The organism is Maribacter sp., assembly GCF_016744255.1.
GTDB lineage: Bacteria > Bacteroidota > Bacteroidia > Flavobacteriales > Flavobacteriaceae > Maribacter_B.
In genome coordinates, this window is sequence record NZ_JADGES010000048.1 from 1 (window position 1) to 25,617 (window position 25,617).

Annotated in this window: 21 protein-coding genes and 2 pseudogenes; 12 read left to right on the forward strand and 11 right to left on the reverse strand. The window is 33.2% G+C overall.

Translation table 11 applies throughout. The features are described 5' to 3' along the window. Positions 1 to 345, forward strand: a pseudogene (locus QZZ51_RS09550) (hypothetical protein); the annotation flags it as partial. 74 nt (positions 346 to 419) lie between these two features. On the opposite strand, the gene fumC reads toward QZZ51_RS09550, so the two are convergent. After that, the gene (fumC, locus tag QZZ51_RS09555; RefSeq protein WP_291869028.1) at positions 420 to 1,817 is read right to left on the reverse strand and encodes a class II fumarate hydratase; all 1,398 of its coding nucleotides are present in this window, start codon (positions 1,815 to 1,817) and stop codon (positions 420 to 422) included. 300 nt (positions 1,818 to 2,117) lie between these two features. Here fumC and QZZ51_RS09560 point away from each other — a divergent pair, with 300 nt between their 5' ends. Continuing rightward, entirely contained in the window at positions 2,118 to 2,294 is a 177-nt protein-coding gene (locus QZZ51_RS09560) for a hypothetical protein (RefSeq protein WP_291869030.1), read from the forward strand. A gap of 48 nt (positions 2,295 to 2,342) precedes the next feature. On the opposite strand, the gene QZZ51_RS09565 is transcribed toward QZZ51_RS09560, so the two are convergent. The 4 genes from QZZ51_RS09565 to prfB form a co-directional block, all read right to left on the reverse strand. Further along, positions 2,343 to 4,853: an outer membrane beta-barrel family protein gene (locus QZZ51_RS09565; RefSeq protein WP_291869032.1), complete on the reverse strand. Its 2,511-nt coding sequence runs from the start codon at positions 4,851 to 4,853 to the stop codon at positions 2,343 to 2,345. Between the two features lies 1 nt (position 4,854). Beyond that, the gene (locus tag QZZ51_RS09570; protein WP_291869034.1) at positions 4,855 to 5,364 is read right to left on the reverse strand and encodes a hypothetical protein; all 510 of its coding nucleotides are present in this window, start codon (positions 5,362 to 5,364) and stop codon (positions 4,855 to 4,857) included. A gap of 163 nt (positions 5,365 to 5,527) precedes the next feature. Beyond that, positions 5,528 to 5,875, reverse strand: coding sequence for an arsenate reductase (glutaredoxin) (gene arsC / locus QZZ51_RS09575; RefSeq protein ID WP_291869036.1), 348 nt, complete (start codon positions 5,873 to 5,875; stop codon positions 5,528 to 5,530). Positions 5,876 to 5,886: 11 nt separating this feature from the next. Then, positions 5,887 to 6,982, reverse strand: a protein-coding gene (prfB, locus tag QZZ51_RS09580; RefSeq protein ID WP_291869038.1) for a peptide chain release factor 2 whose coding sequence is annotated in 2 segments (ribosomal slippage) — positions 5,887 to 6,918 and positions 6,920 to 6,982 — 1,095 coding nt in all. Because the reading frame shifts where the segments join, the coding sequence is not laid out codon by codon here. Between the two features lie 86 nt (positions 6,983 to 7,068). Between prfB and QZZ51_RS09585 the strand changes: the two genes are divergently transcribed. Together QZZ51_RS09585 and QZZ51_RS09590 are read left to right on the forward strand one after the other, a co-directional pair. Continuing rightward, on the forward strand, positions 7,069 to 9,465 hold the full coding sequence (locus QZZ51_RS09585) for a zinc-dependent metalloprotease (protein ID WP_291869040.1): 2,397 nt from the start codon (positions 7,069 to 7,071) through the stop codon (positions 9,463 to 9,465). Between the two features lie 16 nt (positions 9,466 to 9,481). Beyond that, on the forward strand, positions 9,482 to 10,507 hold the full coding sequence (locus QZZ51_RS09590; protein ID WP_291869041.1) for a GntG family PLP-dependent aldolase: 1,026 nt from the start codon (positions 9,482 to 9,484) through the stop codon (positions 10,505 to 10,507). Here the strand turns inward: QZZ51_RS09590 and QZZ51_RS09595 are convergent. Next, on the reverse strand, positions 10,499 to 10,822 hold the full coding sequence (locus tag QZZ51_RS09595) for a hypothetical protein (protein WP_291869043.1): 324 nt from the start codon (positions 10,820 to 10,822) through the stop codon (positions 10,499 to 10,501). The two genes, QZZ51_RS09590 and QZZ51_RS09595, sit on opposite strands and share 9 nt — an antisense overlap. Before the next feature lie 231 nt (positions 10,823 to 11,053). Here QZZ51_RS09595 and QZZ51_RS09600 point away from each other — a divergent pair, with 231 nt between their 5' ends. After that, positions 11,054 to 12,154: an OmpA family protein gene (locus QZZ51_RS09600; protein ID WP_291869045.1), complete on the forward strand. Its 1,101-nt coding sequence runs from the start codon at positions 11,054 to 11,056 to the stop codon at positions 12,152 to 12,154. Positions 12,155 to 12,222: 68 nt separating this feature from the next. Here QZZ51_RS09600 and QZZ51_RS09605 read toward each other — a convergent pair whose 3' ends face one another. Together QZZ51_RS09605 and QZZ51_RS09610 are read right to left on the reverse strand one after the other, a co-directional pair. Next, positions 12,223 to 12,675, reverse strand: a complete 453-nt coding sequence (locus tag QZZ51_RS09605) for a thioredoxin family protein (RefSeq protein WP_291869047.1) — start codon at positions 12,673 to 12,675, stop codon at positions 12,223 to 12,225. A gap of 41 nt (positions 12,676 to 12,716) precedes the next feature. Beyond that, complete coding sequence (locus QZZ51_RS09610) at positions 12,717 to 13,043, reverse strand: YbaB/EbfC family nucleoid-associated protein (protein ID WP_291869049.1); 327 nt, start codon at positions 13,041 to 13,043, stop codon at positions 12,717 to 12,719. A 141-nt stretch (positions 13,044 to 13,184) separates the two neighbouring features. On the opposite strand from QZZ51_RS09610, the gene QZZ51_RS09615 reads away from it, so the two are divergent. From QZZ51_RS09615 to QZZ51_RS09625, 3 genes are all read left to right on the forward strand, one after another. Beyond that, complete coding sequence (locus QZZ51_RS09615; RefSeq protein ID WP_291869051.1) at positions 13,185 to 15,257, forward strand: S9 family peptidase; 2,073 nt, start codon at positions 13,185 to 13,187, stop codon at positions 15,255 to 15,257. A gap of 67 nt (positions 15,258 to 15,324) precedes the next feature. Then, entirely contained in the window at positions 15,325 to 16,365 is a 1,041-nt protein-coding gene (locus QZZ51_RS09620) for a pyridoxal-phosphate dependent enzyme (RefSeq protein WP_291869052.1), read from the forward strand. 118 nt (positions 16,366 to 16,483) lie between these two features. Then, the gene (locus QZZ51_RS09625) at positions 16,484 to 17,743 is read left to right on the forward strand and encodes an aminotransferase class I/II-fold pyridoxal phosphate-dependent enzyme (protein ID WP_291869054.1); all 1,260 of its coding nucleotides are present in this window, start codon (positions 16,484 to 16,486) and stop codon (positions 17,741 to 17,743) included. A 58-nt stretch (positions 17,744 to 17,801) separates the two neighbouring features. Here the strand turns inward: QZZ51_RS09625 and QZZ51_RS09630 are convergent, their stop codons facing one another. The 3 genes from QZZ51_RS09630 to QZZ51_RS09640 all read right to left on the reverse strand — a co-directional run bounded on the left by QZZ51_RS09630 (position 17,802) and on the right by QZZ51_RS09640 (position 20,834). Further along, positions 17,802 to 18,920, reverse strand: a complete 1,119-nt coding sequence (locus QZZ51_RS09630; RefSeq protein WP_291869055.1) for a GTP cyclohydrolase — start codon at positions 18,918 to 18,920, stop codon at positions 17,802 to 17,804. A 77-nt stretch (positions 18,921 to 18,997) separates the two neighbouring features. Further along, positions 18,998 to 19,609 (reverse strand): DEAD/DEAH box helicase, encoded by a 612-nt coding sequence (locus tag QZZ51_RS09635; protein WP_291869057.1) that lies wholly within the window; start codon positions 19,607 to 19,609, stop codon positions 18,998 to 19,000. A gap of 124 nt (positions 19,610 to 19,733) precedes the next feature. Then, positions 19,734 to 20,834 (reverse strand): transporter, encoded by a 1,101-nt coding sequence (locus QZZ51_RS09640; RefSeq protein ID WP_291869059.1) that lies wholly within the window; start codon positions 20,832 to 20,834, stop codon positions 19,734 to 19,736. 87 nt (positions 20,835 to 20,921) lie between these two features. Here QZZ51_RS09640 and QZZ51_RS09645 point away from each other — a divergent pair, with 87 nt between their 5' ends. The 4 genes and pseudogenes from QZZ51_RS09645 to QZZ51_RS09660 all read left to right on the forward strand — a co-directional run. Then, on the forward strand, positions 20,922 to 21,185 hold the full coding sequence (locus QZZ51_RS09645) for a DUF4834 family protein (protein ID WP_291869061.1): 264 nt from the start codon (positions 20,922 to 20,924) through the stop codon (positions 21,183 to 21,185). A gap of 35 nt (positions 21,186 to 21,220) precedes the next feature. Beyond that, complete coding sequence (locus QZZ51_RS09650) at positions 21,221 to 23,665, forward strand: YfhO family protein (protein ID WP_291869063.1); 2,445 nt, start codon at positions 21,221 to 21,223, stop codon at positions 23,663 to 23,665. Further along, entirely contained in the window at positions 23,665 to 24,936 is a 1,272-nt protein-coding gene (locus QZZ51_RS09655; protein ID WP_291869064.1) for a glycosyltransferase family 4 protein, read from the forward strand. Before QZZ51_RS09650 ends, QZZ51_RS09655 begins: the two co-directional genes overlap by 1 nt. Beyond that, positions 24,936 to 25,617, forward strand: a pseudogene (locus tag QZZ51_RS09660) (lipopolysaccharide biosynthesis protein); the annotation flags it as partial. The gene QZZ51_RS09655 and the pseudogene QZZ51_RS09660, both read left to right, overlap by 1 nt.

Genomic DNA, 25,617 nt, shown 5'->3' on the forward strand with positions numbered 1-25,617 from the left:
AGCGGTAAGTTAGTTTCAACTTCTAGAGCAGGTAGAACGGATAAATTTAAAATCTGTTTTACAGTAGCTGATAATGTAATTGCTGGAGCTGGTGATAGAGAATTTTTTGTAGAGGTGTTAGATCCTCAAGGAAATGTTCTAGGAGAGAGTTATTCTAAAACTAATGATACTGGTGCTTCTGTTACTTATAGCAAAGCAACTAGCTTCTATTATGAAAACAAGTCTTTAGATGTTTGTGATTATATTGGTAAGCCATTTGGTGATTTCCAAAAAGGAAATTATATGGTAAATGTTTATGATGATAAATTAAAGTTATTGGGAACTTCTAAGTTCACTTTAAAATAGTACACACTATCCATTAATACGAAAGAGCCAATCGTTTTTGATTGGCTCTTTTTTTATGCAAGGTTTTCTATAACTTAGTTAAGACTACCAACCATTTCTTCTGGTTTAACCCAGTCATCGTAATCTTCAGCAGTAACATATCCTAGATTAACAGCTTCTTCTTTTAGAGTAGTACCGTTTTTATGAGCAGTATTTGCTATTTCAGCAGCTTTATAGTATCCAATTTTAGTATTTAAAGCAGTAACAAGCATTAAAGAATTGTTTAGTAGTTCTTTAATTACAGCATGGTTTGGCTCTATACCAGCGGCACAATTAACATCAAAACTTACACAAGCATCTCCAAGAAGTTGTGCAGATTGTAAGATATTAGAAGCCATCATCGGTTTAAAAACATTTAACTCATAATGTCCTTGTGTTCCTCCCACAGATATTGCAACATCATTACCCATTATTTGCGCACAAACCATGGTAAGAGCTTCACACTGCGTTGGGTTCACTTTACCGGGCATAATAGAACTTCCGGGCTCATTAGCAGGGATGATAATTTCTCCGATACCTGAGCGCGGACCAGAAGCCATCATTCTAATATCATTAGCTATTTTGTTTAATGAAACCGCTAATTGCTTTAAAGCACCATGACTTTCTACTATTGCATCATGAGCAGCAAGTGCCTCAAATTTATTTTCAGCAGTTATGAATGGTAATTCAGAAAACTCAGCAATATATTTAGCAACTAAAACATCGTACCCCTTTGGAGTGTTTAGTCCTGTTCCTACTGCTGTGCCACCCAGAGCTAGTTCACTTAAATGGCTTAAAGTGTTTTTTAAAGCCTTTATGCCGTGGTCTAATTGAGAAACGTAACCAGAGAACTCTTGACCTAGGGTTAGGGGAGTAGCATCCATTAAGTGGGTTCTACCTATTTTTACCACATTATTAAATTCTTTTACTTTTTTTGCAAAAGTATCTCTTAGCTGAGTTACGCCAGGAATAGTAGTTTCTACAATTTTTTTATAGGCAGCAATGTGCATGCCTGTTGGGAATGTATCGTTAGAAGATTGAGACTTGTTTACGTCATCGTTTGGTTGAATAGTTTTTTCTCCTTCTCCTATTTTTTTTCCAGCAATTTCGTGTGCACGGTTAGCGACAACCTCATTTACATTCATGTTACTTTGAGTACCAGAACCTGTTTGCCATATAACCAAAGGAAATTGATCATCATGCATTCCTGTTAAGATTTCATCACAAACTTTTGCTATTAAGTCTCTTTTTTCAACAGCTAAAACACCTAAATCATGATTGGCATAAGCAGCAGCCTTTTTTAAGTAAGCAAAGCCATAAACAATATCCAAAGGCATAGATGCAGATGGACCTATTTTAAAATTATTTCTGGAGCGTTCTGTTTGCGCTCCCCAATACTTATCACTAGGGACTTTAACTTCTCCCATAGTGTCTTTCTCTATTCTAAAGCTCATTTTTAAAAAGATTTTGTTTATATCAAAGGTAGGTTATTACGCATTTATTTCCACTTATTTTGGTGCGGAATTATAGCTGTTATTGTTATAAAAGTAGGTTTTATGTTTATAGGTGTATTGGTAAATTTTTTCTTAGAAGAAGTTATGATTTTAATCCTATTTTTTAAATTTTAGGTGTTTTTTTTCTTTCAATTTCTTACGTCGTCTAAAAATATGGAAGTCTAGCCTTTATTTTTTTTCGATTTGATTTGCAGTTTTAATGTTTTTAAAAGTATCTTTGCTTTGTTAAAATTATATACCATGTTTGACTTTGACCAATATTTAGGATTCTTATCATTTTTAACCATCTTAACAATAGGATTTTGGTTAATGATTTTTTTATTAACTTTCGTAGTGCCTTATTGGTTATTTGGTAACATTAAAGAATTATTAAAAGAAAGACGCGAAGCTAAACGAGCTGCTCGCGAAGAAGCATAAAAAAAAGGAAGCCAATTGGCTTCCTTTTTTTTATGCTTCTATTTAAAATTACCCTTCGATATCGAAGCTATCATCATTATTTCTTTCTCTTCGTTCTTTTTGTTTTAAATTTTGTGGATTAAATCTATAACTAAACGAAAGTGTTATTTGCCTTTCTCTTCTTTGAAACTCACTATAAGTAAATATATTTGTTGTTTTAGACTCCGATATTCTTTTGCGAGAATTAAATAAGTCGCTTACATTTAAAGATAAAGAAGCTTTGTCTTTAATAACATCTTTGCTAAGCCCTAGACTGGTACTTAATACTCCTTTATAGTCTGTTTGAGTATTAGATTTTGGACCTCGGTAGAATACATTAGTTTGTAAATCTATTTTAAAGGGTAATGGAATTTTAGCACTTAGGCGGGTAAACCATGCTAAGTTATTAGAATCAAAATTTTGGGTTATAGTTTGGTTTTGAAAATTTATATAGGAGTAGTTTCCTTCTCCAATTTGTTTAAACAAATTTACATTCCAATTAATCCTCCATCCTCTTAATGGATTATATGTGGTGGTGAGCTCCATTCCATAGCGTGTATCTGTCGCTAAATTTATTGGTGTGCGCACTTGTACTGGCACTAAAATAGGATTGGCTACATCATCAGGATTTTGGATTTCTACAAAATCCCCTCTTTCTTGTGTAATAAAAGCAAAAACCCCAGTGGACCTATTATAATAAGCAGAAGTGGTAAAACTAATTTTATCCCATCTTTTTAAGTATCCAAAATCAAAAGCATTTGTATAAGTAGGGTCTAAATCTGGATTTCCTTGAAATAGGTTAGTATTACTAGATCTAGAAGGAAATGGGTTTATGAACCAAGAACGAGGTCTTCGTAATCTTCGACTATAACTTAGAGTAAGCTGTTCTTTTTCTGAAAACCCATACCCTAAAAATAAAGAAGGAAACCAATCTACATAGTTCTTGTTAGTTATTTCATTAGTATTTACTAATTCAATACCAATATCAGAAGATTCCATGCGGATTCCGCTAAGGATATTAAATTTATTAAACTTAGTACCTAATTGCATATAGGCAGCATTTAGGTATTCTTTATAATTTAACTCATTACTATAATCCGTATCGTTAATAAATCTAGTTTCGTCAAGAATTCCAAAATTAAAATCGGTATTAAATTTATTAAAAATTCCGCGATAGCCTAATTCTAATTGCGAGTTGCTGTTTTTTCCGAAGGGAAGCACATAATCTATTTGTATTAATTGATTTTTTTGAGTCTCATCATTAATAGTCTGCTCTGTATCTAAAGCAGAGTTGTCGTTTAATATTGTTTCATTAATGATAGAGTTTTCAATTTCATTTCCAGAGGAGTATTGGTAATCGAAAGTTAGCTCATGCCCTTTATTATTAAATTTTTTCTGATAATTTAGAGAGTATTGTACATCTTCATCATTTTCAGTTTCATTAGTATATCTATTTCTCTGTATTGTAGGGTTTTTATTCGCATCAAAATTAAAAAAGTTAATATCTACAAAGTTCTTACCATCCGATTTTTTATATACTAATGAATTGGTTATGCTGCTTGTAGAATCTATAAAAAATTCAAAGCCAATATTGGTGTTAAACCCATCTTGCTGCCTTTGGTATTTTCTGTATTCATCTTGATAGCTATTTGTTGCTCCTAGGTCTGTAAAATTTTCTTGTTGAAAGAGAGCATTTCCAGGACTATCCTTGTAGTAGTAGGATGCATTTGTGAAAATATTAAAATTTTCCTTTCTAAGATTTAAATTAAGGGATAGGCCATTTTTTTTAGGATACCCTGTATATGCTGTAAAGGATCCATTTAAACCAGTGGTTTTGCTTTGTTTTAAAATAATGTTTAATATTCCAGCAGTTCCTTCAGCGTCATAACGAGCAGATGGGTTTGTAATTACCTCTACCTTTTCTATAGCATCTGCGGGTAGTTGTTGTAGTGCTTCTGTACTTAAACCAGATAGGGCAGAAGGTTTTCCATTAATAAGGATACGAACACTTTCATTACCTCTTAGGCTAATAGCTCCTTCTTCATCTACAGTTACCGATGGGACATTATCTAAAACATCAGTTACAGAGCCCCCTTTTACTGTTAGATCAGAGCCAACATTATACACTTTTTTATCTAGACGTAATTCTACGGTAGTTCTTTCACCTATAACTTCTACACCGTCTAATTGCTCTAGGTCTGGTAATAGTTTAATAGTGCCAATGTCCTTAGATATTCTGAGTAATTGGTCTTCTAAGGTTATAGTTTTGTACGATAGGTATTCTATTTTAATAGTATATTTTCCACTAGGGACTTGTACGGAAAACTTTCCTTGCTCATTCGTTATTCCTCCTGTAACTTTTTTTGGATTGTTAACATTTTGAAGAATTATAGTAGCATATTCTAAAGGAAGGTTATTGTCTTTGTCTAAAACTAGTCCTGTTAATTTAATTAGGTTTCGTTTTACTTTACTTGCCCCAGGTCTTTGTGCATTTGTATAAAAAGTAATCGTAACAAACAGTAACAGAATAGTTTTTTTCATATTAATCTTTAGTTTTTCGTTTCTTTTTTTTCTTCTTCTTGGTTTCTTTTTTTGTTTTTGCTATTCCTTTTTTTTGCATAGCTACAAAAGCATCATATTTTTCAATCGGTAAACCTGCTTTAAGTTCATCATCTTGGTTCTTAGTTATCTTTTCCATTCCTTCCCGCATTTGTTCGGGAGTTAATTCTAATATTTGCATTTCAATACGTTGTTGCAGGTATTTTTTAAGTACCGAACTTAATACGGCTGTCTCGAACTCATTTAACTCTAGGGCTTCTGTGATATTGGGCATTTCATTATCTACTATTTCTGTAGCAGTTTTTGGGTCTTCCTTTTTTGGAGGAGTTTCAGCTTGTGGTATGCTGTTTCGTTGCCTACCATAACCGCCGCCGCCTCTTCCGTAGCCATAACCGCCACCGCCACGACCACCGTAGCCGTATTGTGCTTGTAATTCACCTCCTAATAAAAGGATGGTTGCTAGAGCTAAAAAGCATTTTAAATTAACTTTCATACTAAGTTGTTTTTTAGATTATAAATTTTGAAAGAGGTTTAACGACGATTTGTTAATGTTGTGTTAATTCTCTTTAAGGGGTGTCTATGTCTCTATAAACAATAAATGTACCAATTAATTAGTGCATTTTGTAATCAGAGGTTTATGTGTAAAACAATGACAATTAATCGTTAATAAAATTTGGGATATTCTCTGGTGGGCGTCCTAATAAAGCTTTGTTACCTTTAATTAAAATAGGACGTTCTATAAGTTTAGGGTGAGCTAACATGGCTTCAATGATAGCATCATTAGATAATGTTTTGCCTTTGTATTGTTCTTTCCAAATAGCTTCATTTTTTCGGATTAGCTGTAAGGGTGTAATACCTAAGCTAGAAATAATATCTTGGAGTTCTTCTTTAGATGGTATTTCTTCTAAATATTTAATTATTTTAAATTCTTTTCCAGAATCTTCTAGAATTTGCAATCCTTGTCTAGATTTGCTGCATCTTGGGTTGTGGTATATTTTTATCATGATTAATCGTTTTATTCTTCTTTTTGCCCCATCATCATTAAATAGGCTTTAAGGAACTGCCCAATTTCACCATTCATAACTGCGTCTACATTTCCTGTTTCTTTAGCTGTACGCACATCTTTTACTAATTTGTACGGGTGCATAACATAGTTTCGGATTTGAGAGCCCCATTCAATCTTCATTTTACCAGATTCTATTACTTGGCGAGCTTCCATCTTTTTACGCAATTCTATTTCATATAATTGCGATTTAAGCATTTTTAAAGCGGTAGCTCTATTTTCATGCTGGCTTCTAGAGTCCGAACAAGAAATTTGTATGCCACTGGGCTTATGGGTAAGTTGCACTTTGGTTTCTACTTTATTAACATTCTGCCCTCCAGCACCACTAGATCTTGCAGTTGTAATTTCTACATCTGCAGGGTTTATAGCAATTTCAATACTGTCATCCACAAGAGGGTACACATATACAGAGGCGAACGAAGTATGTCTTTTAGCATTACTATCAAAAGGAGAGATGCGTACCAATCTATGTACCCCATTTTCGCCTTTTAACCAACCAAAAGCAAACTCGCCACCAATTTCTAAGGTTACTGTTTTTATACCAGCAACATCTCCTTCTTGATAGTTGAGTTCTTTTACTTTGTATCCATTTTTTTCACTCCACATCATATACATACGCATAAGCATGGCAGCCCAATCGCAACTTTCAGTGCCACCAGCACCAGCAGTTATTTGTAACACAGCAGTGAGTTCATCACCCTCTTCCGAAAGCATGTTTTTAAATTCTAAATTTTCAATAGAATCTACTGTTTTTTGGTAGTGAATATCGACCTCTTCTTCGGAGACATCACCTTCTTTTAAAAATTCTAAAAGAATCTCTAAGTCATTCACTAAATTTTCCGAGGATACATAATCGTCTACCCATTGTTTTTTAGATTGAATAAACTTCATATGTTCTTGGGCTTTTTGTGCATTATCCCAAAAATCTGGAGCTAAGGTTTTTTCTTGCTCGTTTTCTATTTCAATACGTTTGGCATCAACGTCAAAGATACCTCCTTAACGCACCAAGGCGATCAAATAGACCTGTGTAATGGTCTGTAGTTATCATTGTAATTTAATTTGAAACAAAAATAGAATATAACTATGGTTGTGCAATCTATTTTCTATATTTTTAGGAAATCAATATATAGCGATATGAAAAAATTTTATTTATTAAGTGTTGTTTTATTCCTTTCTTTTAATGGTATAGCTCAATTTTCAGATAAAAATAAAGAATTAAAAAAATATGAAGGATTATTCCATTTTTTATATGATGATAAAAAAGACAAAATTTATCTAGAGGTTACAGAGCTTAATAAGGAATTTCTTTATGTATATTCTTTAAGCAGTGGAATAGGTAGTAATGATATAGGCTTGGATAGAGGGCAGTTAGGAAATGAGCAGGTTGTCTATTTTAAAAAAGCAGGTAATAAATTACTTTTGATACAACCAAATTTAAAATTTAGAGCTTTAACGGATAATGTTTTAGAAAAAAAATCGGTAGAGCAAGCTTTTGCTAAATCGGTACTTTATGGTTTTAAAATTGAGGAAGAGAAAAAAGGCGCTTATATAATTGATATTACTAATTTTTTAATGCAGGATACGCATGGAGTAAAAGAGCAACTTAAGAGATTAGAGCAGGGAAATTATAGTTTAGACCTTTCTAAAAGTGCTTTTGATATGCAACGGACAAAAGCTTTTCCTAAAAATATAGAGTTTGATGCTATTTTAACTTTCACGGGCCAAGCCAAGGGAGGTTACATTCGTTCTGTAGCTCCTAATGCTAATATAATTACAGTATCTCAGCATCATTCTTTTATAGCTTTGCCAGATACTAAGTATAAAAAACGTGTATTTGACCCAAGAAGTGGGTCTTATCCTTTTTCGTATTATGATTATGCAACTCCGGTACAGGAGTCTATTTTAAAAAAGTATATAACCAGACATAGATTAGAGAAAAAGAATAAAGGAGCAGCGATAAGTGAGGCCGTAGAACCTATAATTTATTACTTAGATAATGGAACGCCAGAGCCAGTCCGTTCTGCCTTGTTAGAAGGAGGAAGATGGTGGAATGAAGCTTTTGAATCTATAGGTTATAAAGATGCTTTTCAGTTAAAAATGTTGCCAGATGACGCAGACCCAATGGATGTTAGGTATAATGTTATTCAATGGGTGCATCGTTCTACAAGAGGGTGGAGTTATGGTAGTAGTATTACAGACCCACGTACAGGAGAAATTATAAAAGGGCATGTAAGCTTAGGGAGTTTACGTATTCGACAAGATTTTTTAATAGCACAAGCATTAATGAATAAGCCTTTTGCAGAAAGAGATGATAATTACCAGCCAATGTTAGATTTGGCTCTTGCAAGAATTCGCCAGCTTTCGGCACATGAGATTGGTCATACTCTAGGGTTTACTCATAATTTTTCGGCTAGTACCATAGGTAGAACTTCTGTTATGGATTATCCTCATCCTCAATTCTCCATAAAAGGAAATGAAATTGATTTTTCTAAAGCATATACTACAGGGATTGGGGAATGGGATAAAGTGACAATAGCTTATTCTTATTCCGAATTTTTACAAGAAAATAAAGAAAAAGAGAGTTTAGATAAAATATTAAAAACGGCTCAAGATAAAGGGCTGCGTTATATATCGGATCAAGATGCTAGACCAGCAGGAGGTGCACATGCTTTAGCCCATTTGTGGGATAATGGAAAAAATGTGTCCGATGAATTAGAGCAAATGCTAAAAATAAGAGCTCTTGGGATAGGTCAATTTTCTGTAGATAATATTAAAACAGGAGAAGCGTATGCTACTTTAGAAGATGTTTTTGCTCCTTTATACTTTTTTCATAGGTACCAAACCGAAGCTGTTTCTAAGGTTATAGGCGGTTTAGATTATAATTATGCGGTTAAAGGAGATGGGCAGTTTACGGTAAAAACTATATCTAAAAAAGAACAAATAAAAGCTTTAAATAGTATTCTTAAAACGCTAGACGCAAGTGTAATAGCTATTCCTGAAAGTAAATTGTCTTTGTTTCCGCCGAGAGCTATTGGTTACGGAAGATCAAGAGAATCGCTAAAAGGTAGAACAGGAGTTTCTTTTGATGCACTTTCTGCTGCCGAAACAGCTTCTAATATGACTCTTACATACCTATTGCATTCAGAGAGAGCATCTAGATTAATTCAACAAAAAGCTATACATCCAGATAATCTTGGGTTAAATGATGTTTTAGTATCTGTAATTAATAATACGTTTAAGAAAGAACATAAAGATGCTTATTTTAAAGAAGTACAGAATAGTATTAATTATAGGGTTCTTAATTATATAATGCAATTAGCGGTAGATAAAGAAGCCCATGCCCAAGTAAACGCAGTAGCTTATTTAAAACTAAATGAACTGCAGGGAATGTTTCAGGAGAAAAGGGATGTAAACTCTTTAGAAATGTATCGTAGAATTAATCAGTTTAAAGAAAATTCAGAGGATTTTAAAGTGCTTAAATCGCCTAAAATACCAGATGGGTCTCCTATAGGGATGGATTGTATGAATTAATAAAAGGAAATATATTTTGAAAATAAATTTAATAAGCGATACGGTAACTAAGCCAACAAAAGGAATGTTGGCGGCTATGATGCAAGCAGAAGTGGGAGATGATGTTTTTAAAGAAGATCCCACTGTAAATGCATTAGAAAATAAGGTTGCGGATATGTTTGGAAAAGAAGCAGCGTTATATTTTCCTAGTGGTACTATGGCAAACCAAACAGCGATAAAATTGCATACGAATCCTGGAGACCAATTAATCTGCGATAAATATTCCCATATTTATAACTATGAAGGTGGTGGTGTTAGTTTTAATAGCGGGGTAAGTTGTAAGTTATTAGATGGGGAGAGAGGAATGGTAACAGCGAATCAAGTAATAGAGGCGATAAATCCACCAGATTTTTACCATAGCCCGCTTACAACATTGGTTAGTATAGAAAATACTACAAATAAGGGAGGAGGAGCATGTTGGAATTTTGCTGAATTGCAAAAAATAAAAAAGGTCTGTAATACGAATAATTTAAGGTATCATTTAGATGGTGCTAGGTTATGGAATGCATTGGTTGCTAAAGGAGAAACACCAGATCAGTATGGAGATTGTTTTAATACTATAAGCGTATGCTTAAGTAAAGGTTTAGGATGCCCAGTGGGATCTGTTTTAATAGGAAGTAAAGAGGATATGAGCCAAGCTTTACGAATTCGAAAAATATTTGGTGGAGGAATGAGGCAGGCTGGGTACTTAGCTGCAGCAGGTATTTATGCATTAGATAATCATGTAAATAGATTAAAAGAAGATCATGATAAAGCTAAGCAAATAGGAGAGTTGTTACTGCAATTGCCTTTTGTCCAGAAAGTAGAGCCTATTGAAACAAATATTGTAATTTTTGAAATTGATGAAAGATATAAATCTGAAAAAGAATTTATCAATCAACTTTCAGAACAAGGAGTGCTTTTAATAGGAATGGGGCAAGGTAAGCTAAGGGTGGTTACGCATTTAGATTACACTCAAGAGCAACATGATAATTTTTTGTCTATTCTATTAGCGCTAAAGTGAATCTGTTTTAGAAAGAAGATAAATCCTCTTTTTTAAATTAGAAATGCCATTCTCTAGCCCAGCTTCAGAAGAATATAACGGGCTATAACCAATTAGGAAGCCTTGTTTGTTTTTAACATTATAAAGAAACTTTCCTTCAAAATTTGTTTTTCTTTCAAAAGATAATTCTTTTGGAGGATTTGTGTGTAAATATTTCACAGTTTTAGAGGCTTCAGTTTTATCCGGAAAAGAAATACTGGTTAATAATATCTTTCCATTTGGAGCTTTTAATTTAAAACAATAGTTATTGTCACTGCCTTTATTTATAGAAATCATAGTTAAGGTAATTAATTCTCTTAAAGTTAGATTGTTTTTTATTCAAAGACAAATTTGTGCGGAATAAGTAAAATGTTAACTTTTTCTAAATGAAACACGTGTTTCATCGATTGTTTTGAGTAGTTCATCGATTAGTATGGTATTTTTAGCTACTGGCTGATGCAATTTTTTCTTGTTAGAGGTAAATTCGCGCAACTATAATTTTTAACATTAATAAACACTATTACCATTATGAAAAAAATTTTATTTCTTTTTGCAGTAATGACTGCATCCGTGACATTGGCTCAAGATTTGCCAGAAAACCCAGAGCCAGGAAAATGTTATGTTCGTTGTACTACACCAGATGTGTATGTAAATGAAACAGTTACATTAACAGTAAAGCCAGCTTATAAAGTATTAAAAACGGTTCCTGCTACTTTTAAAACTGTTACAGAAAGAGTTGAGACAAAGGCTGCTGGAAAAAAATTAACAGTTGTTGCTGAAAAATGGGGAACGGAAACGGTTTCTTATGTTTCTAAAGAAGGAGGAAATACTTTAAGAATTACTCCTGCTACCTTTAGGCCATCTTCAGAAACTATCGAGATTAAGCCAGCTTACGCGCAATGGGAATTAGGAGCTTCGGCACCTGATTGTGCTTCTGGAAATCCAGATGATTGTAGATACTGGTGTTATAAAGGATACCCTGCAGAGTTTACAACTATTGATGCACAGGTTTTAGGAGCAGATGCTTCTGTAGCAAAAACGCCAATAGGTTCTAAGAATGCTAGTTATACAAAAAGAGTTCTTTTAGAGCCAGCTAAAGTTGTAGAGCAAATTATTCCAGCGGAATATAAAACTATTACTAAAACTGTTTTAGATAAAGACGCTTTCACAAGCGAGCAAACTATACCTGCTGTTACTAAAACAATTTCTAAAGAAGTTTTAAAGCAAAAAGGTGGTTTAACTACTTGGAAAGAAGTTGAATGTTCTTTAGTAGAGTATCAAGCTTTACCAATTAACTGGAACTTAGGAAGTGCTACTTTAACTTCTGCTGCGAAAAGTATTATTGATAACCGTTTAATGCCTGTTTTAGCTAAAAACCCTGGTGTAAAGGTAGAGTTAGCTTCTCATACAGACGTAAGAGGTACAGCGTCTTCTAACAAAGCTCTTTCTGAAAGAAGAGCAAAAGCTGTAGCAGATTATTTAATCACTAAAGGGATTAACTCTAGCTTATTAGTAGCAAATGGTTACGGTGAAACTAAAACTAAAAATAGATGTAAAGAGGGTGTTTCTTGTACAGAAAGAGAGCATGCTGTTAACAGAAGAACTGAATTTAGATTGATCAACAACTAAGTTTATATTGTATAAAAAAAGGAGGTATCTGTAATAGATACCTCCTTTTTTTATGCGGTATGTTTTTATTATTGGTGTTGCTCTAATAAGCGCAAGTGATATTGTGTGTCTCCTGTCATACTATATCCAGAATATTCTCCTAAAGAACTTCCTTTAGAATTTAATACTTTAAGTAAAGGCACAGCATTCTTTTTATTATATCTAGAAGCCAAATCATAATTATGCTTTAATTGATCTTTAGATAATAAATCTTTGTTTCTAGGGAGATCTACATACAGAAGAACATAATTTTTAGAGATAGCAACAAATTCTGGCGATTCAAATAAATCTGTTTTAAGTTTTTTACAAGGAGGGCACCAATCACTTCCAGTAAAATATACTAATACGTTTTTTTGTTCTTTTTTTGCCTTTTTTATGGCTTCATCATAGTTCGTTAGCCACTTAACGTCATCTGCTCCGTATAAATCTCCTTGGGCACTTAGTAGAACAGGGAATAGTAATATTATTAAAAAATATTTCATATATAATTTTTATAAATACTATGTAGCAAATAACTTGCCATTTATTTAAATAACGAATCCATTCCAGGAATATTGGGCATTCCGTCTTTGGCAACAGCAGCTAGTTCTGCTTCGTTTACATTTGTTGCTTGTGCAATTGCTTTGTTTATAGTTGTGATAAGATAATCTTCTAGTTGTTCCTTATCTTCTAATAAGCTGTCGTTTATATTAATTTCTTTTAGTAATCGGTTAGCAGTTATTGTAACACTTAATAAGTTATCTAAAGAATTCTCCTGTAACATTACTGTGTCAAGTCTTTTCTTTGTAGCATCTACTTTAGCTTGGGTTTCTTTAAGTATCCCCATCATTCCCATCATATCACCAAACATAATTTTATTATTTTTATAGATTAATATTCAAAACTACAAAATGTTTAAATTAAATAGTATAGCAAGATGAACATAAGAAGAAGAATATTTTTTTTAATTAGTGTTACTTTTGCATTCTCTTGCAAAAATGATAAAAAAGATATGATAGAACCGATTGCTCCAATAGCAAAGAAAATAGTAAAGGAATTAGTAAAACATGAAGATGTAAGGATAGATAATTACTATTGGTTAAATGATAGGGATAATGAAGAGGTGATAGAGTATTTAAATAAGGAGAATGCCTACTATAATACCTTAACTAAGCATACCAAGGGTTTTCAAGAAGAGTTATTTACGGAGATGAAATCTAGAATTAAGGAAGATGATTCTTCTGTGCCGTATAAAAACAATGGGTATTGGTATGTTACTCGTTTTGAGACGGGTAAAGAATATCCTATTTATGCGCGCCATAAAGAAAGTTTAGATGCTCCTGAGGAAATTATGTTCAATGGTAATGTGATGGCAGAAGGGCATGACTATTTTAAGATAGGAGGAATATCTATTAGTCCAGATAATAATTTGGCGATATTCGGAGTAGATACCGTTTCTAGAAGGCAATATATATTGCGAATTAAAAATCTAAATACAGGTGAAGTTTATTCAGATAAGATAGAAGATACTACAGGAGGTGCTGTTTGGGCAAATGATAATAAAACCATTTTTTATACCAAAAAAGATAGTATAACCTTACGTTCGGATAAGATCTATAAACACAAAATAGGCACTGCAACAGAAGAGGATAGCTTAATATTTCATGAAAAAGATGATACGTATGGAGCGGCTGTATATAAAACAAAATCCAAAAAGTATATTGCTATAATTTCTTATAGTACTTTAACTACAGAAATACAAATCCTTAACGCAAATGATCCAGATGGAAAATTCACCATTTTTTCGCCAAGAGTTAGGGGGGTAGAATATTCTATATCGCACTACGAGGATTCTTTTTATGTGTTAACAAATAAGGATAAAGCCCTTAATTTTAAGTTAATGAAAGTTAAAGAAGGAGCTACATTTTCAGAGAATTGGGAAGAGTTTATTCCGCATAGAGAGAATGTGCTTTTGGAGGATATTGATATTTTTAAAGATTATTATGTTCTTTCAGAAAGAGAAAATGGGCTTAATACGTTAAAAATTGTAAGATGGGATGCTACAGATGCGTATTATTTGCCTTTTAATAGTGAAACGTATACTTGTTATGTTGGTACTAATCCTGATTATGACACAAATATATTTAGATATGGATATAATTCTATGACAACACCAAGTTCGGTCATAGATTTTAATATGGATACCAAAGAGAAGACCATAAAAAAAGAACAAGAAGTGTTAGGCGGAGAGTTTAAAAAGGAAAACTATACATCCAAAAGAGTTTGGGCAACAGCAAGAGACGGAGTTAAAGTTCCTATGTCTATAGTTTATCATAAAGACACAGAAATTAATAAAGATACCCCTGTATTACAATATGCCTATGGTTCTTATGGATCTACAATAGATCCTTATTTTTCAACAATACGTTTAAGTTTGTTAGATAGAGGTTTTGTTTATGTTATAGCACATGTACGTGGAGGAGAGTATTTGGGTAGGCAATGGTACGAAGATGGTAAGCTTTTAAAAAAGAAAAATACATTTACAGATTTTGTAGATTGTTCTAAATTTTTAATAGAAAATAATTATACAAGTGCGGAGCATTTATACGCGATGGGAGGCTCTGCTGGAGGTCTATTAATGGGGGTTGTGGTAAATATAGCGCCCGAATTGTATAATGGGGTAATAGCATCGGTTCCATTTGTTGATGTGATAACCACTATGTTAGATGACTCTATTCCTTTAACAACAGGGGAATATGATGAATGGGGAAACCCTAATGAAAAAGAATACTATGAATATATGAAGTCCTATTCGCCTTATGACATGGTTGTAGAGCAAGAATACCCTAATATGTTAGTAATAACTGGACTTCATGATTCCCAAGTACAGTATTTTGAGCCAGCGAAATGGGTAGCCAAATTAAGGGAATATAAAAAGGATGATAATATATTAGTTTTTGATATTAATATGGAAGCAGGGCATGGTGGAGCTTCTGGAAGGTTTGAGTCTTTGCGAGAGGTAACCAAAGAATATGCTTTTATACTAGATTTAGAGGGAAAAATACCATTAAGTCAAAAAAAATAGTAATTTTGTAGCTTAATTTTTGTCAAATACGTAAGTTGGCAACCTTTATTAACTTAGATACCATTTTATGGAAAATAAGATAAATGCTTATAATAATGTCCTAGAATTAATAGGAAATACCCCCTTAATTAAGCTTAATAAAATTGCTTCTGATTTTACTGGAAATTTTTATGCAAAGGTAGAAGCCTTTAACCCCGGACACTCAACAAAAGACAGAATAGCTTCCTTTATTATAGAAGAAGCAGAAAAAAAAGGAATATTAACTAAAGGAAGTACTATAATTGAGACTACTTCTGGTAATACGGGTTTTAGTATTGCTATGGTAAGTATTCTTAAAGGGTATAAATGTATTTTAGCGGTTAGTGATAAATCTTCTCCAGATAAGATAGATATGTTACGCGCAATGGGAGCAAAAGTTTATGTTTGCCCTGCACATGTAAGTGCTGACGATCCTAGGTCATATTACGAAGTAGCCAAGAGATTACATAGTGAAACAAAAGGATCCGTATACATTAATCAATACTTCAATATCTTAAACCAAGAGGCTCATTACAGGTCTACAGGACCAGAAATTTGGGAGCAAACGAATGGAAACTTAACTCATTTAGTGGTTTGTAGTGGTACAGGAGGAACAATTTCTGGAACAGGAAAATATATTAAAGAACAAAACCCAGAGGTTAAAGTTATAGGTGTAGATGCTTTTGGTTCAGTTTTAAAGAGTTACCATGAGACTGGTAAAATTGATCAAGATGAAATTTACCCATATAGAATAGAAGGGTTGGGAAAAAATTTAATTCCTACAGCTACAGATTTTAGTGTAATAGATAAGTTTATAAAAGTAACCGATGGAGAAAGCGCTCATATGGCAAGAGCTATTTCTAAAACCGAAGGGTTATTTGTTGGTTATACAAGTGGCGCAGTAGTACAAGCGGTTAAGCAACTAAGCGCAGAAGGTGAGTTTACTAAAGATAGTAATGTTGTGGTTATATTTCCGGACCATGGTTCAAGATATATGAGTAAAGTATATAGTGATACTTGGATGGAAAATCAAGGCTTTTTAAATGCTAAAGCAGTAGAAGAAGCACAGGAAATTGAATTTATAAAATAAGTATGTTATTTTAATACAAAAAAGCAGCTCCTTTTAAGTAGCTGCTTTTTTGTGTATTAATAATTTATGAAACCTTAGTAAAAATCTTTATTTTTGCAGGTAGAACCAATGTAATGAGATGAGAGATTTATTTGAAAGAATTTTGGAGAATAAAGGGCCCCTTGGAAAATGGGCTTCGCAAGCAGAAGGATATTTTGTTTTCCCTAAATTAGAAGGACCAATATCTAATAGAATGAAATTCCAAGGACGAGATGTTATAACTTGGAGTATTAATGACTATTTAGGACTATCTAATTTACCAGAAATAAAAAAGGTAGATGGGGAGGCAGCTTTAGAATATGGAGCAGCTTATCCGATGGGAGCAAGAATGATGAGTGGGCACACAGAGTTTCATGAGCAGTTAGAAAATGAGTTGGCAGATTTTTCAAGTAAAGAAGCCTCTTATTTATTAAATTTTGGATACCAAGGATTTATGTCGGTAATCGATGCTTTGGTTACTAAAGATGATATTATAGTGTACGATGTAGACTGTCATGCTTGTATAATAGATGGTGTGCGTTTACATATGGGTAAGCGTTTTACATTTATGCATAATGATCCAGAAAGTTTAGAAAAAAACTTACAGCGCGCTAGTAAAATGGCGGAGCAAACTGGAGGCGGAATTTTGGTGATTTCAGAAGGAGTTTTCGGAATGCGTGGCGAACAAGGAATTCTTAAAGAGATCGTAGCGCTTAAGAAAAAATATAATTTTAGATTCTTAGTAGATGATGCTCATGGTTTTGGAACCTTAGGAAAAACAGGAGCAGGAGCAGGAGAAGAGCAAGGTGTGCAAGGTGATATTGATGTGTATTTGGCTACGTTTGCAAAATCTATGGCTGGTATCGGAGCTTTTGTAGCTGCAGATCAAGGGATTATAGACTATTTAAAATACAACTTACGTTCACAAATGTTCGCTAAATCATTACCAATGGTTTATGTTAAAGGTGCATTGAAACGTTTAGATATGTTGCGTACACAACCAGAATTGAAAGCAAAATTATGGGAAAATGTAAATGCTTTACAATCTGGACTAAAAGAAAAAGGCTTCGATATAGGCACAACAACTAGTTGTGTTACTCCGGTATATTTAAATGGAAGCATTCCAGAAGCAATGGCTTTGGTGAAGGATTTAAGAGAGAATCATGGAATTTTCTGTTCTATTGTTGTGTATCCTGTAATTCCTAAAGGGTTAATCTTATTACGATTAATACCTACAGCTACACATACTTTACAAGATGTAGAAGAAACATTAACGGCTTTCTCTTCTATTAGAGAAAGATTAGAGAATGGAACTTATAAAAGATTGTCTGCAGCTGTTTCTGCTGCTATGGGAGAATAATTCTATAGGTAATAAAATAAAAACCCCTAAAGCTTTCTAAGCTTTAGGGGTTTTTATTTTAAATATCTTTTCTATAAGTTCTTCTTCGTTTATAAATTTCCGGATAAAAATGTTTCCAAAGTTGTTTAATAGCTATATTATCTGCCAATTCTGGAGTTCGGATACAGTTTTTAATGCCTAGAGCAGAAAACGTTTTGTGATATTGGTTAAAAATTACAGCTGTTACCCCTTTATTTTGGTATTCTGGATGCACCCCGATTAAATAAAAGATAACATCTTTACTATGTTTTTTTGCTTTAAGTAAATGATAAAAACCAAAAGGAAAGAGTTTTCCGTTAGCTTTTTGTAATGCCTCTGAAAATGAAGGCATAACAACGCCGAAAGCAATTAATTTATCGTTTTTATCTACAACAAATTTAATATATTCGGGGTTTATAAAACTAATGTATTTCTTTTTAAAATAGGCTTTTTGAATATCTGTTATAGGGACAAATGAGGATAATTTAGAGTAAGATTCATTAAATAAATCGAACATTTGGTCTGCCATAGGCATAACCTCTTCTGTTTTGGTTAGGTAAAGTGGTCTAAGACCATACCTTTTTTGTACTAATGCATCTATTCTCGCAAAGAATTTTGGATTAGCATTAACAAAAGGAAATCGGTTTTCCTCATATTCTTTTTCTTTTACAAATCCTAAACGCTCGTAATGGTTTTGGTAGTATGCATGGTTATACCAGGTTATCATGGTTCCCATTTCATTAAAACCTTCAATTAGTACGCCAACCTTATCTAAATTAGAAAAGCCAACAGGGCCTTCCATATATTCTAATTTATGGTGTTGTCCTATTTCTTTTACTTTATCTAATAGCTTTTCGGAAACTTCCGTATCGTCTATAAAATCGAACCAACCAAAGCGCATTTTTTTTACTTGCTGCTGGTTTATTTCTATCCAATTAACAATAGCAGCAATACGGCCAACGATAGAGTTGTTTTTATACGCAAGAAAAAATTGAACTTCAGCATCTTTAAATGCAGGGTTTTTATCTTTATTAAAAGTAGCTAGTTCATCACTTATAATAGGTGGAACCCAATATTTACAATCTTTATAAAGGCTAAAAGGGAATTTAACAAACTTCTTTAAATCACTTTTAGTCGTAGCTTCTTTTAAAATTATCATGATAAGTCTTTAGTGTAACTGGGGAAATAAAAGTACAAATTACAGGTAGTAATTATAAGATTAAGAAAATATGTTTTTTAGATTTTTACGACGACCGAATTTTCCATAAAATAATCTCTTAATTTCTCTAGCTTTGGGTTTAGTTTCTCTGCCAAAATTACATATTGGCATTTTTTAATACTCTCCGAAGTTGTTGTTAAAGAGCTTAATTCTTTGCGTTGTAAAAGAAAATCAGCGTCATCTACAAAGCATATTTTAAGCTCTGAAATACTAACGCCATTGGTTAAAAATAACTTATGGATGTTTTTAGGGGTGCTTATAAGAATGTCAACTCCCATGTAGATTTCAGATTTTTGAACGTCTATATGCAGCTCTTCATAGCCCATATATACTCTTAAATCGGTGTATTTAGTGAATTCTAAAAATTTTTCATGAAGTTCTAGTGCCTCCTTTTTATTCTCTACTATTATTAAGGCTCTAGGAGCATCCCCAACTGCTGTGCAATTAAGCTTTTGAACCGTATTTAGTATCATTGCGGTTGTTTTACCACTTTCTTTAGGGGCAATACCAAATACGTTTATACCACTTTTTATTTTGGGTATCGCATTTTGTTGAAAAGGAGTAGCAGATTCTATATGTAATCTTTCTAAAGCTTCTTTAAGCGAAGCGTGGAGCTTTTTAAAAGGCATTTACTTATTTTTAATAATTACGAATTTGTATAAAAAGATAGAAGAACAAAGATAGTTGAAATGTATAACTACCAGTGTTCTTCTGTAAAATCTATGTAATAAGTTTATGTTTCTTGGTTATAATTTAAAACTCAATAACACCATCATCTTTTTCTTTTTTATTTTTTCTGGCTTTTTTCTTTTTCTTCTCTTCTTTTTTGTGCTTCTTTAACTCCTTTTTAGTAGGGCCTAAATCTATATCCTCAGCTCCAGAACCACCTTCTTTCTTTTTCTTTTTCATGGAGTTCTTTTTAATAGGGCCTCCATTTTGGCCAGCCTTCTGTTCGTCAATAGATGTTTCTGGGTCTTTATGAAAATCGAATCTATAGGAAGCTCCAATAGATATAAACACTCTGGAAGGTGTGTTTTTAAAACTTGCTCCTAAATTAACATCAACCTGTAATCTTTCGCTAAGTAAATGGGCTATACCACCTCTAAGTAGGTTATCTGCATAGCGGTCACTTTTTATTCCTTGATTTTCTAGAAATACACTCCATTTAGGGTTTCTAAAAGCATGGGAGATAGATACTAGATAGCTCATTTCTGGAAAATCTGTACTTATACGATCGTAGGCAAAATTAGTAATCAATACAAACCTGGGAGTTAATCTACTTTGGGTAGCAACCATTGCTCTGTAAGATAAACTTGGGTCACCAACATAAAAAGGGTTATCTCCAAATAAATAATTTACACCACCATATACCGAAATTGCAGGCACCAAATTGTCCCATTTAAATTTATTATTGGCTTTCCAACTGTATAAATTAGGGTTCGCTCTTTTTGGATTTATAAATGGATCAAAAACTAAATATTTAAGCCCTATTCGGTTTCTAGAAAAGTTGGTGTAAGAATCTTCCAATCCAGAGTTTATGAAAGTAATATCCTGGTTTTGGAAAATACCTTCCCAGTTAATTTCTAATCGCTCAAAAAGCAGTCCGTAACGCAAAGAAATATCTGTAGCCCAGATGTTAGATTCTGTGTTTAATAAACTGTGGTCTTGTTGCTCATAAAGCAAACCTATTTCTGCTTGTACTACGTTTTTACCAACAGCAAAAGCACTTACGGATTGCCCTGGTCTATTAGAGTTTATTACATCAGTGTACTGCGAAATTCCCAATATTGGGATGACAAATAGCAATGTAAAAAGTGTTTTTTTTGTTTTATTCATTCCCATTGGATGCCCCATGAATATCATTTTAGTATTATTTTAAGACTTTTGCTCTGCTATTACAACGGTAGAATTGTATTTTTGATATAAATCATTTAAAATAAAATGGCATTTTTAAAGACAATTTTAGTTATTCTTTTGGTTTACTATTTGCTAAAAACTGTAGCAAAATGGTTTGCACCAAGAGTGCTTAGTTATGCAGCCAAGAAAACGGAGGCGCATTTCAAAGAAAAAATGGGAGGATTCTCTACACAAAACCCTACGCAAGAAGAGAAGGTAGGCGATGTTATAATTGATAAAAATACTACTCGAAAAAAGAGTAGTAGCAAAAAAGTTGGAGAGTATATTGACTTTGAAGAGATAGAGTAACTATCTTTGAGTTTATCAACGACTATAGTATTCCAATGAAATTAGGTTTTAAAGCACTTCTTACACATTTTTTTGTTCTAGTATTTTTCGTAATTGCAGCCTTGCTTTACTTTAATCCTGTATTGCAGGGTAAAGTTATACAGCAGTCCGATATTGTTCAATATACGGGTATGGCTAAAGAGCAAAATAATTTTAGAAAAGCTACCGGAGAGGAACCGTATTGGACGAACAGTGCTTTTGGTGGGATGCCAACTTTTCAATTGGGAGCATATTACCCTCATAACTATGTAAAAAAGTTAGATAGCATAATCCGCTTTTTACCACGCCCTGCAGATTATTTATTTGTTTACTTTCTAGGGTTTTACATTCTATTATGTTGTTTAAAGGTAGACTATAGATTAGCTGCTCTAGGAGCCTTAGCTTTTGGTTTTTCTACCTATCTTATTATTATTCTAGGAGTAGGGCATAATGCCAAAGCACATGCCATAGGTTATTTACCTATGTTATTAGGGGGAATAGTTCTTGTTTTTAGAAAAAAATACACCTGGGGATTTGTGCTTACTGCCATAGCAATGGCATTAGAAGTTGGAGCAAACCATTACCAAATGACCTACTATTGTATGCTTCTTATATTGGTATTAGGAATGGTGTATTTGGTAGATGCAATACTTAAAAAGAAATTAAAACATTTTGCAATTTCTATAGGCATATTATTAGTGGCTGTAGTTTTAGGTATAGCTACAAATGCAACAGGCTTAATGGCTACCAAAGAGTATGCGGATTGGAGTACTCGTGGAAAATCTGAATTGACAATTAATCCAGATGGTTCTCCAAAAGAGAATAAAGGCGGACTTAGTAAAGCCTATATTACCCAATATAGTTATGGAATAGTAGAGTCTTTAAATATTTTTGTTCCTAGATTATTTGGGGGTTCAAATGGTGAAGATTTAGGAGAAAGCTCTAAGACGTTTAACTTCCTTATGGATAAAGGAATGACTAGAACAAGTGCTTTAAATTTTTCGGAAGAATTGCCTTTATATTGGGGTGACCAACCAGGAGTAGCAGCTCCAGCCTATATAGGGGCAGTTATCTTTTTCTTATTTGTATTAGGATTATTTATAGTGCAGCGTAAAGCCAAATGGTGGTTGTTTGGCGGTACAATAATGTCTTTAATTTTGTCTTGGGGAAAAAACTTTAGTCTACTAACCGATTTTATGATTGATTATTTTCCGCTATATGACAAGTTTAGAGCAGTTTCTTCCATACAAGTAATACTGGAACTCTGTGCACCAGTGCTAGCAATTTTAGCTGTTAATGAATTGTTTACTAATAAAGAAGTTATAGGGAGAAATATAAACGCCTTAAAAATAGCAGCGATTGCAGTTGTTTCTGTATTAATTGGGTTGTTATTATTTAAAGGAATGTTTAGTTTTTCAGGAAGTAGTGATGCTTATATGAAACAGAACTTTGGAGATCTTGGACCTGAATTAATGTCTTTAATTCAGTTAGATAGGAAAGCAGTTTATACCAATGATACTTTACGTTCTCTATTATTCGTTGTCTTAACAGCTACGGTATTATGGTTGTATATTAAAGGGAAAATAAAAGAGAATCTTCTGGTTTTAGGATTGGCAATTTTAATATTGGTCGATTTAGTAGGAGTAGATAAAAGATATGTGGATAAGGATGATTTTGTTAGCAAAAGACAAATGAATGAACCTTTTAAACAAAAGCCTTTAGATCAACAAATAGCCAAGGATAATGGTCATTTTAGAGTGTATGACCCTCAGGAGGGATTAAACGGAGCACGTACTTCTTATTTTCATAAATCTATAGGAGGGTACCATGCTGCAAAACCCGCAGGAATTCAAGATTTATTCGATTTTCATTTATACAAAGGGAATGTAGGTGTTTTAAACATGCTTAATGTTAAGTATGTGGTACAGCAAGATGAAGAGGGTAGAAGCTACCCCGCAACCAATCCAGAAGCGAATGGTAATGCTTGGTTTATTAAAAAACTAACCGCTGTTTCTTCTGCGAATGGCGAGATTCAAGGATTAGGTACTTTAGATAATAAAAATGAAGCAGTTGTGAATACAGCTTCTTTCCCTGCAATAAATAGATTTAACTTTCAAACAGATTCTACGACTACCATTGCATTGATAGATTATAAGTTGAATAGATTAACCTATACATCAAACAATGAAAATGCTGGTGTTGCCGTGTTTTCAGAAATGTATTATGGCAAGGGTTGGAACGCGTATATAGATGGTACATTAACAGACCATTTTAAAGTGAATTATGTGCTGCGAGCGTTAAAAATTCCCGCAGGTAAACATACCATTGAATTTAAGTTTGAGCCTAAAGTGGTAAAAGAGGGGAGTACAATAGCCTTAGCTAGTTCTTCTTTATTAGGAGTGTTAATATTAGCAGGTTTAGGTTTTACTTTTTGGCGTTCCAGAAGAAAAGAAGAAGGGTAATGAAAAAAGTGCTAGTTATTGCATATTATTGGCCACCCGCTGGAGGTCCGGGTGTGCAACGTTGGCTAAAATTCATTACGTATTTAAGAGATTTTAATGTGGAACCAGTTCTGTATATTCCAAAGAACCCTCATTATCCCATACAAGATGCATCGCTTTTAAAAGAAATTCCGGAGGGAATAACAATTTATGAACAACCAATTTTTGAGCCTTATGCTTTGGCGAGTGTGTTTTCATCCAAAAAAACAAAACGGATAAGTTCCGGGTTAATTCAGACAAAAAAACAATCTATAGTAGAAAAATTGTTTCTATGGATAAGAGGGAATTTATTTATTCCAGATGCACGTAAATTTTGGGTAAAACCTTCGATTACCTTTTTAGAAGGAGTACTAGAAAAAGAAAAAATAGAAACTGTAATTACTACAGGGCCACCGCATAGCGTTCACTTGATAGGTTTAGGCTTAAAAGAAAAATTAGATATACGTTGGGTTACCGATTTTAGAGATCCTTGGACTACTATTGGGTACCATAAAAAATTGAAGCTTACAAAAGCATCCCAAAAAAAGCACAAGCAATTAGAAAGTAAGGTGCTAAATACCGCGGATACCGTTATAGTTACTAGTGCTACTACAAAAGCAGAATTTACTGCTATTACCAAGAAACCTATAGAAGTAATCACAAATGGATATGACGTTTCTACCTCTAATACGGAGGTTTTAGATACTGAATTTACCATGGCTCATATAGGTTCTTTATTAACAGGACGAGATCCTAATAATTTGTGGCAAGCCTTGTCCGAATTAGTAACCGAAAATGAGAAATTTAAAACCCATTTTAAGTTGCAGTTGGTTGGGGTTGTAAGTGATGATGTTTTAGAGAATATTACCAAGCATGGTCTTATATCTAATACAAAAATCGTGGGTTATTTATCACATAAAAAAGCAATTTCTTTTCAAAGAAAATCTCAAGTATTACTTTTAATAGAGATAGATGCGGAAGAAACTAAGGGTATTATTCCAGGGAAGTTGTTTGAGTATATGGCTGCAGGTAGGCCAATACTTGGAATAGGACCAAAGAATTGGGATGTAGGGCAACTAATATCGGAAACAAATACAGGGAAGGCTTTTTTGTATGATAATAAAGAAGCCCTAAAGGAAGTTATTGTAAAGTGGTTTAAACTGTATCTTAAAGGAGAGTTAAAAAATACCTCTGAAAATATAGAGAAATACAGTCGAAAGGCATTAACAGAGCAATTAGCGAAACATTTGTAATGGGAATAGTAAGAAAACAGGCAATTAGTAACACCATTGTAACCTATTTGGGTTTTGCTTTGGGAGCTGTTAATGTGCTGTTTTTGTACACTAATTTTTTAACGGATGAATATTTAGGTTTAGTAATGGTAATTCTTTCTGCTTCGGCAGTTCTTATGCCTGTAATGGCTTTTGGGGTTCCAAATACATTAGTTAAGTTTTATAGTAGTTTTAAAGAAAAGAGAGAGAAAGATGGCTTTTTAACGTTAATGCTATTGCTGCCTTTAGTTTTAATTATCCCTATAGGTCTGTTGTCTTACATTGCCAATGATGCTATTGGTAATTTCTTAGCCCAAAAAAATGAAATCGTAAAAGATTATGTTTGGTATATTTTTATTATAGCTATGGCTATGGCTTATTTTGAAGTCTTTTATGCTTGGGGTAAAATTCATATGAAATCTTTCTTTGGGAATTTTTTAAAAGAGATTTTTTGTAGATTGGGAGTAGCTATATCACTAGGTCTTATTTATTTTAAGGTAATTACGGTAGATACTTTTTTAATCCTATTGGTAGGGCTATACATTGTTCGTATGCTTATAATGAAAATATATGCTTACCGTTTACGTATGCCGTCATTAAAAACCACCAGACCTAAAAATATAGGCAATATAATTACTTACAGCGCTTTGATTATTTTAGGAG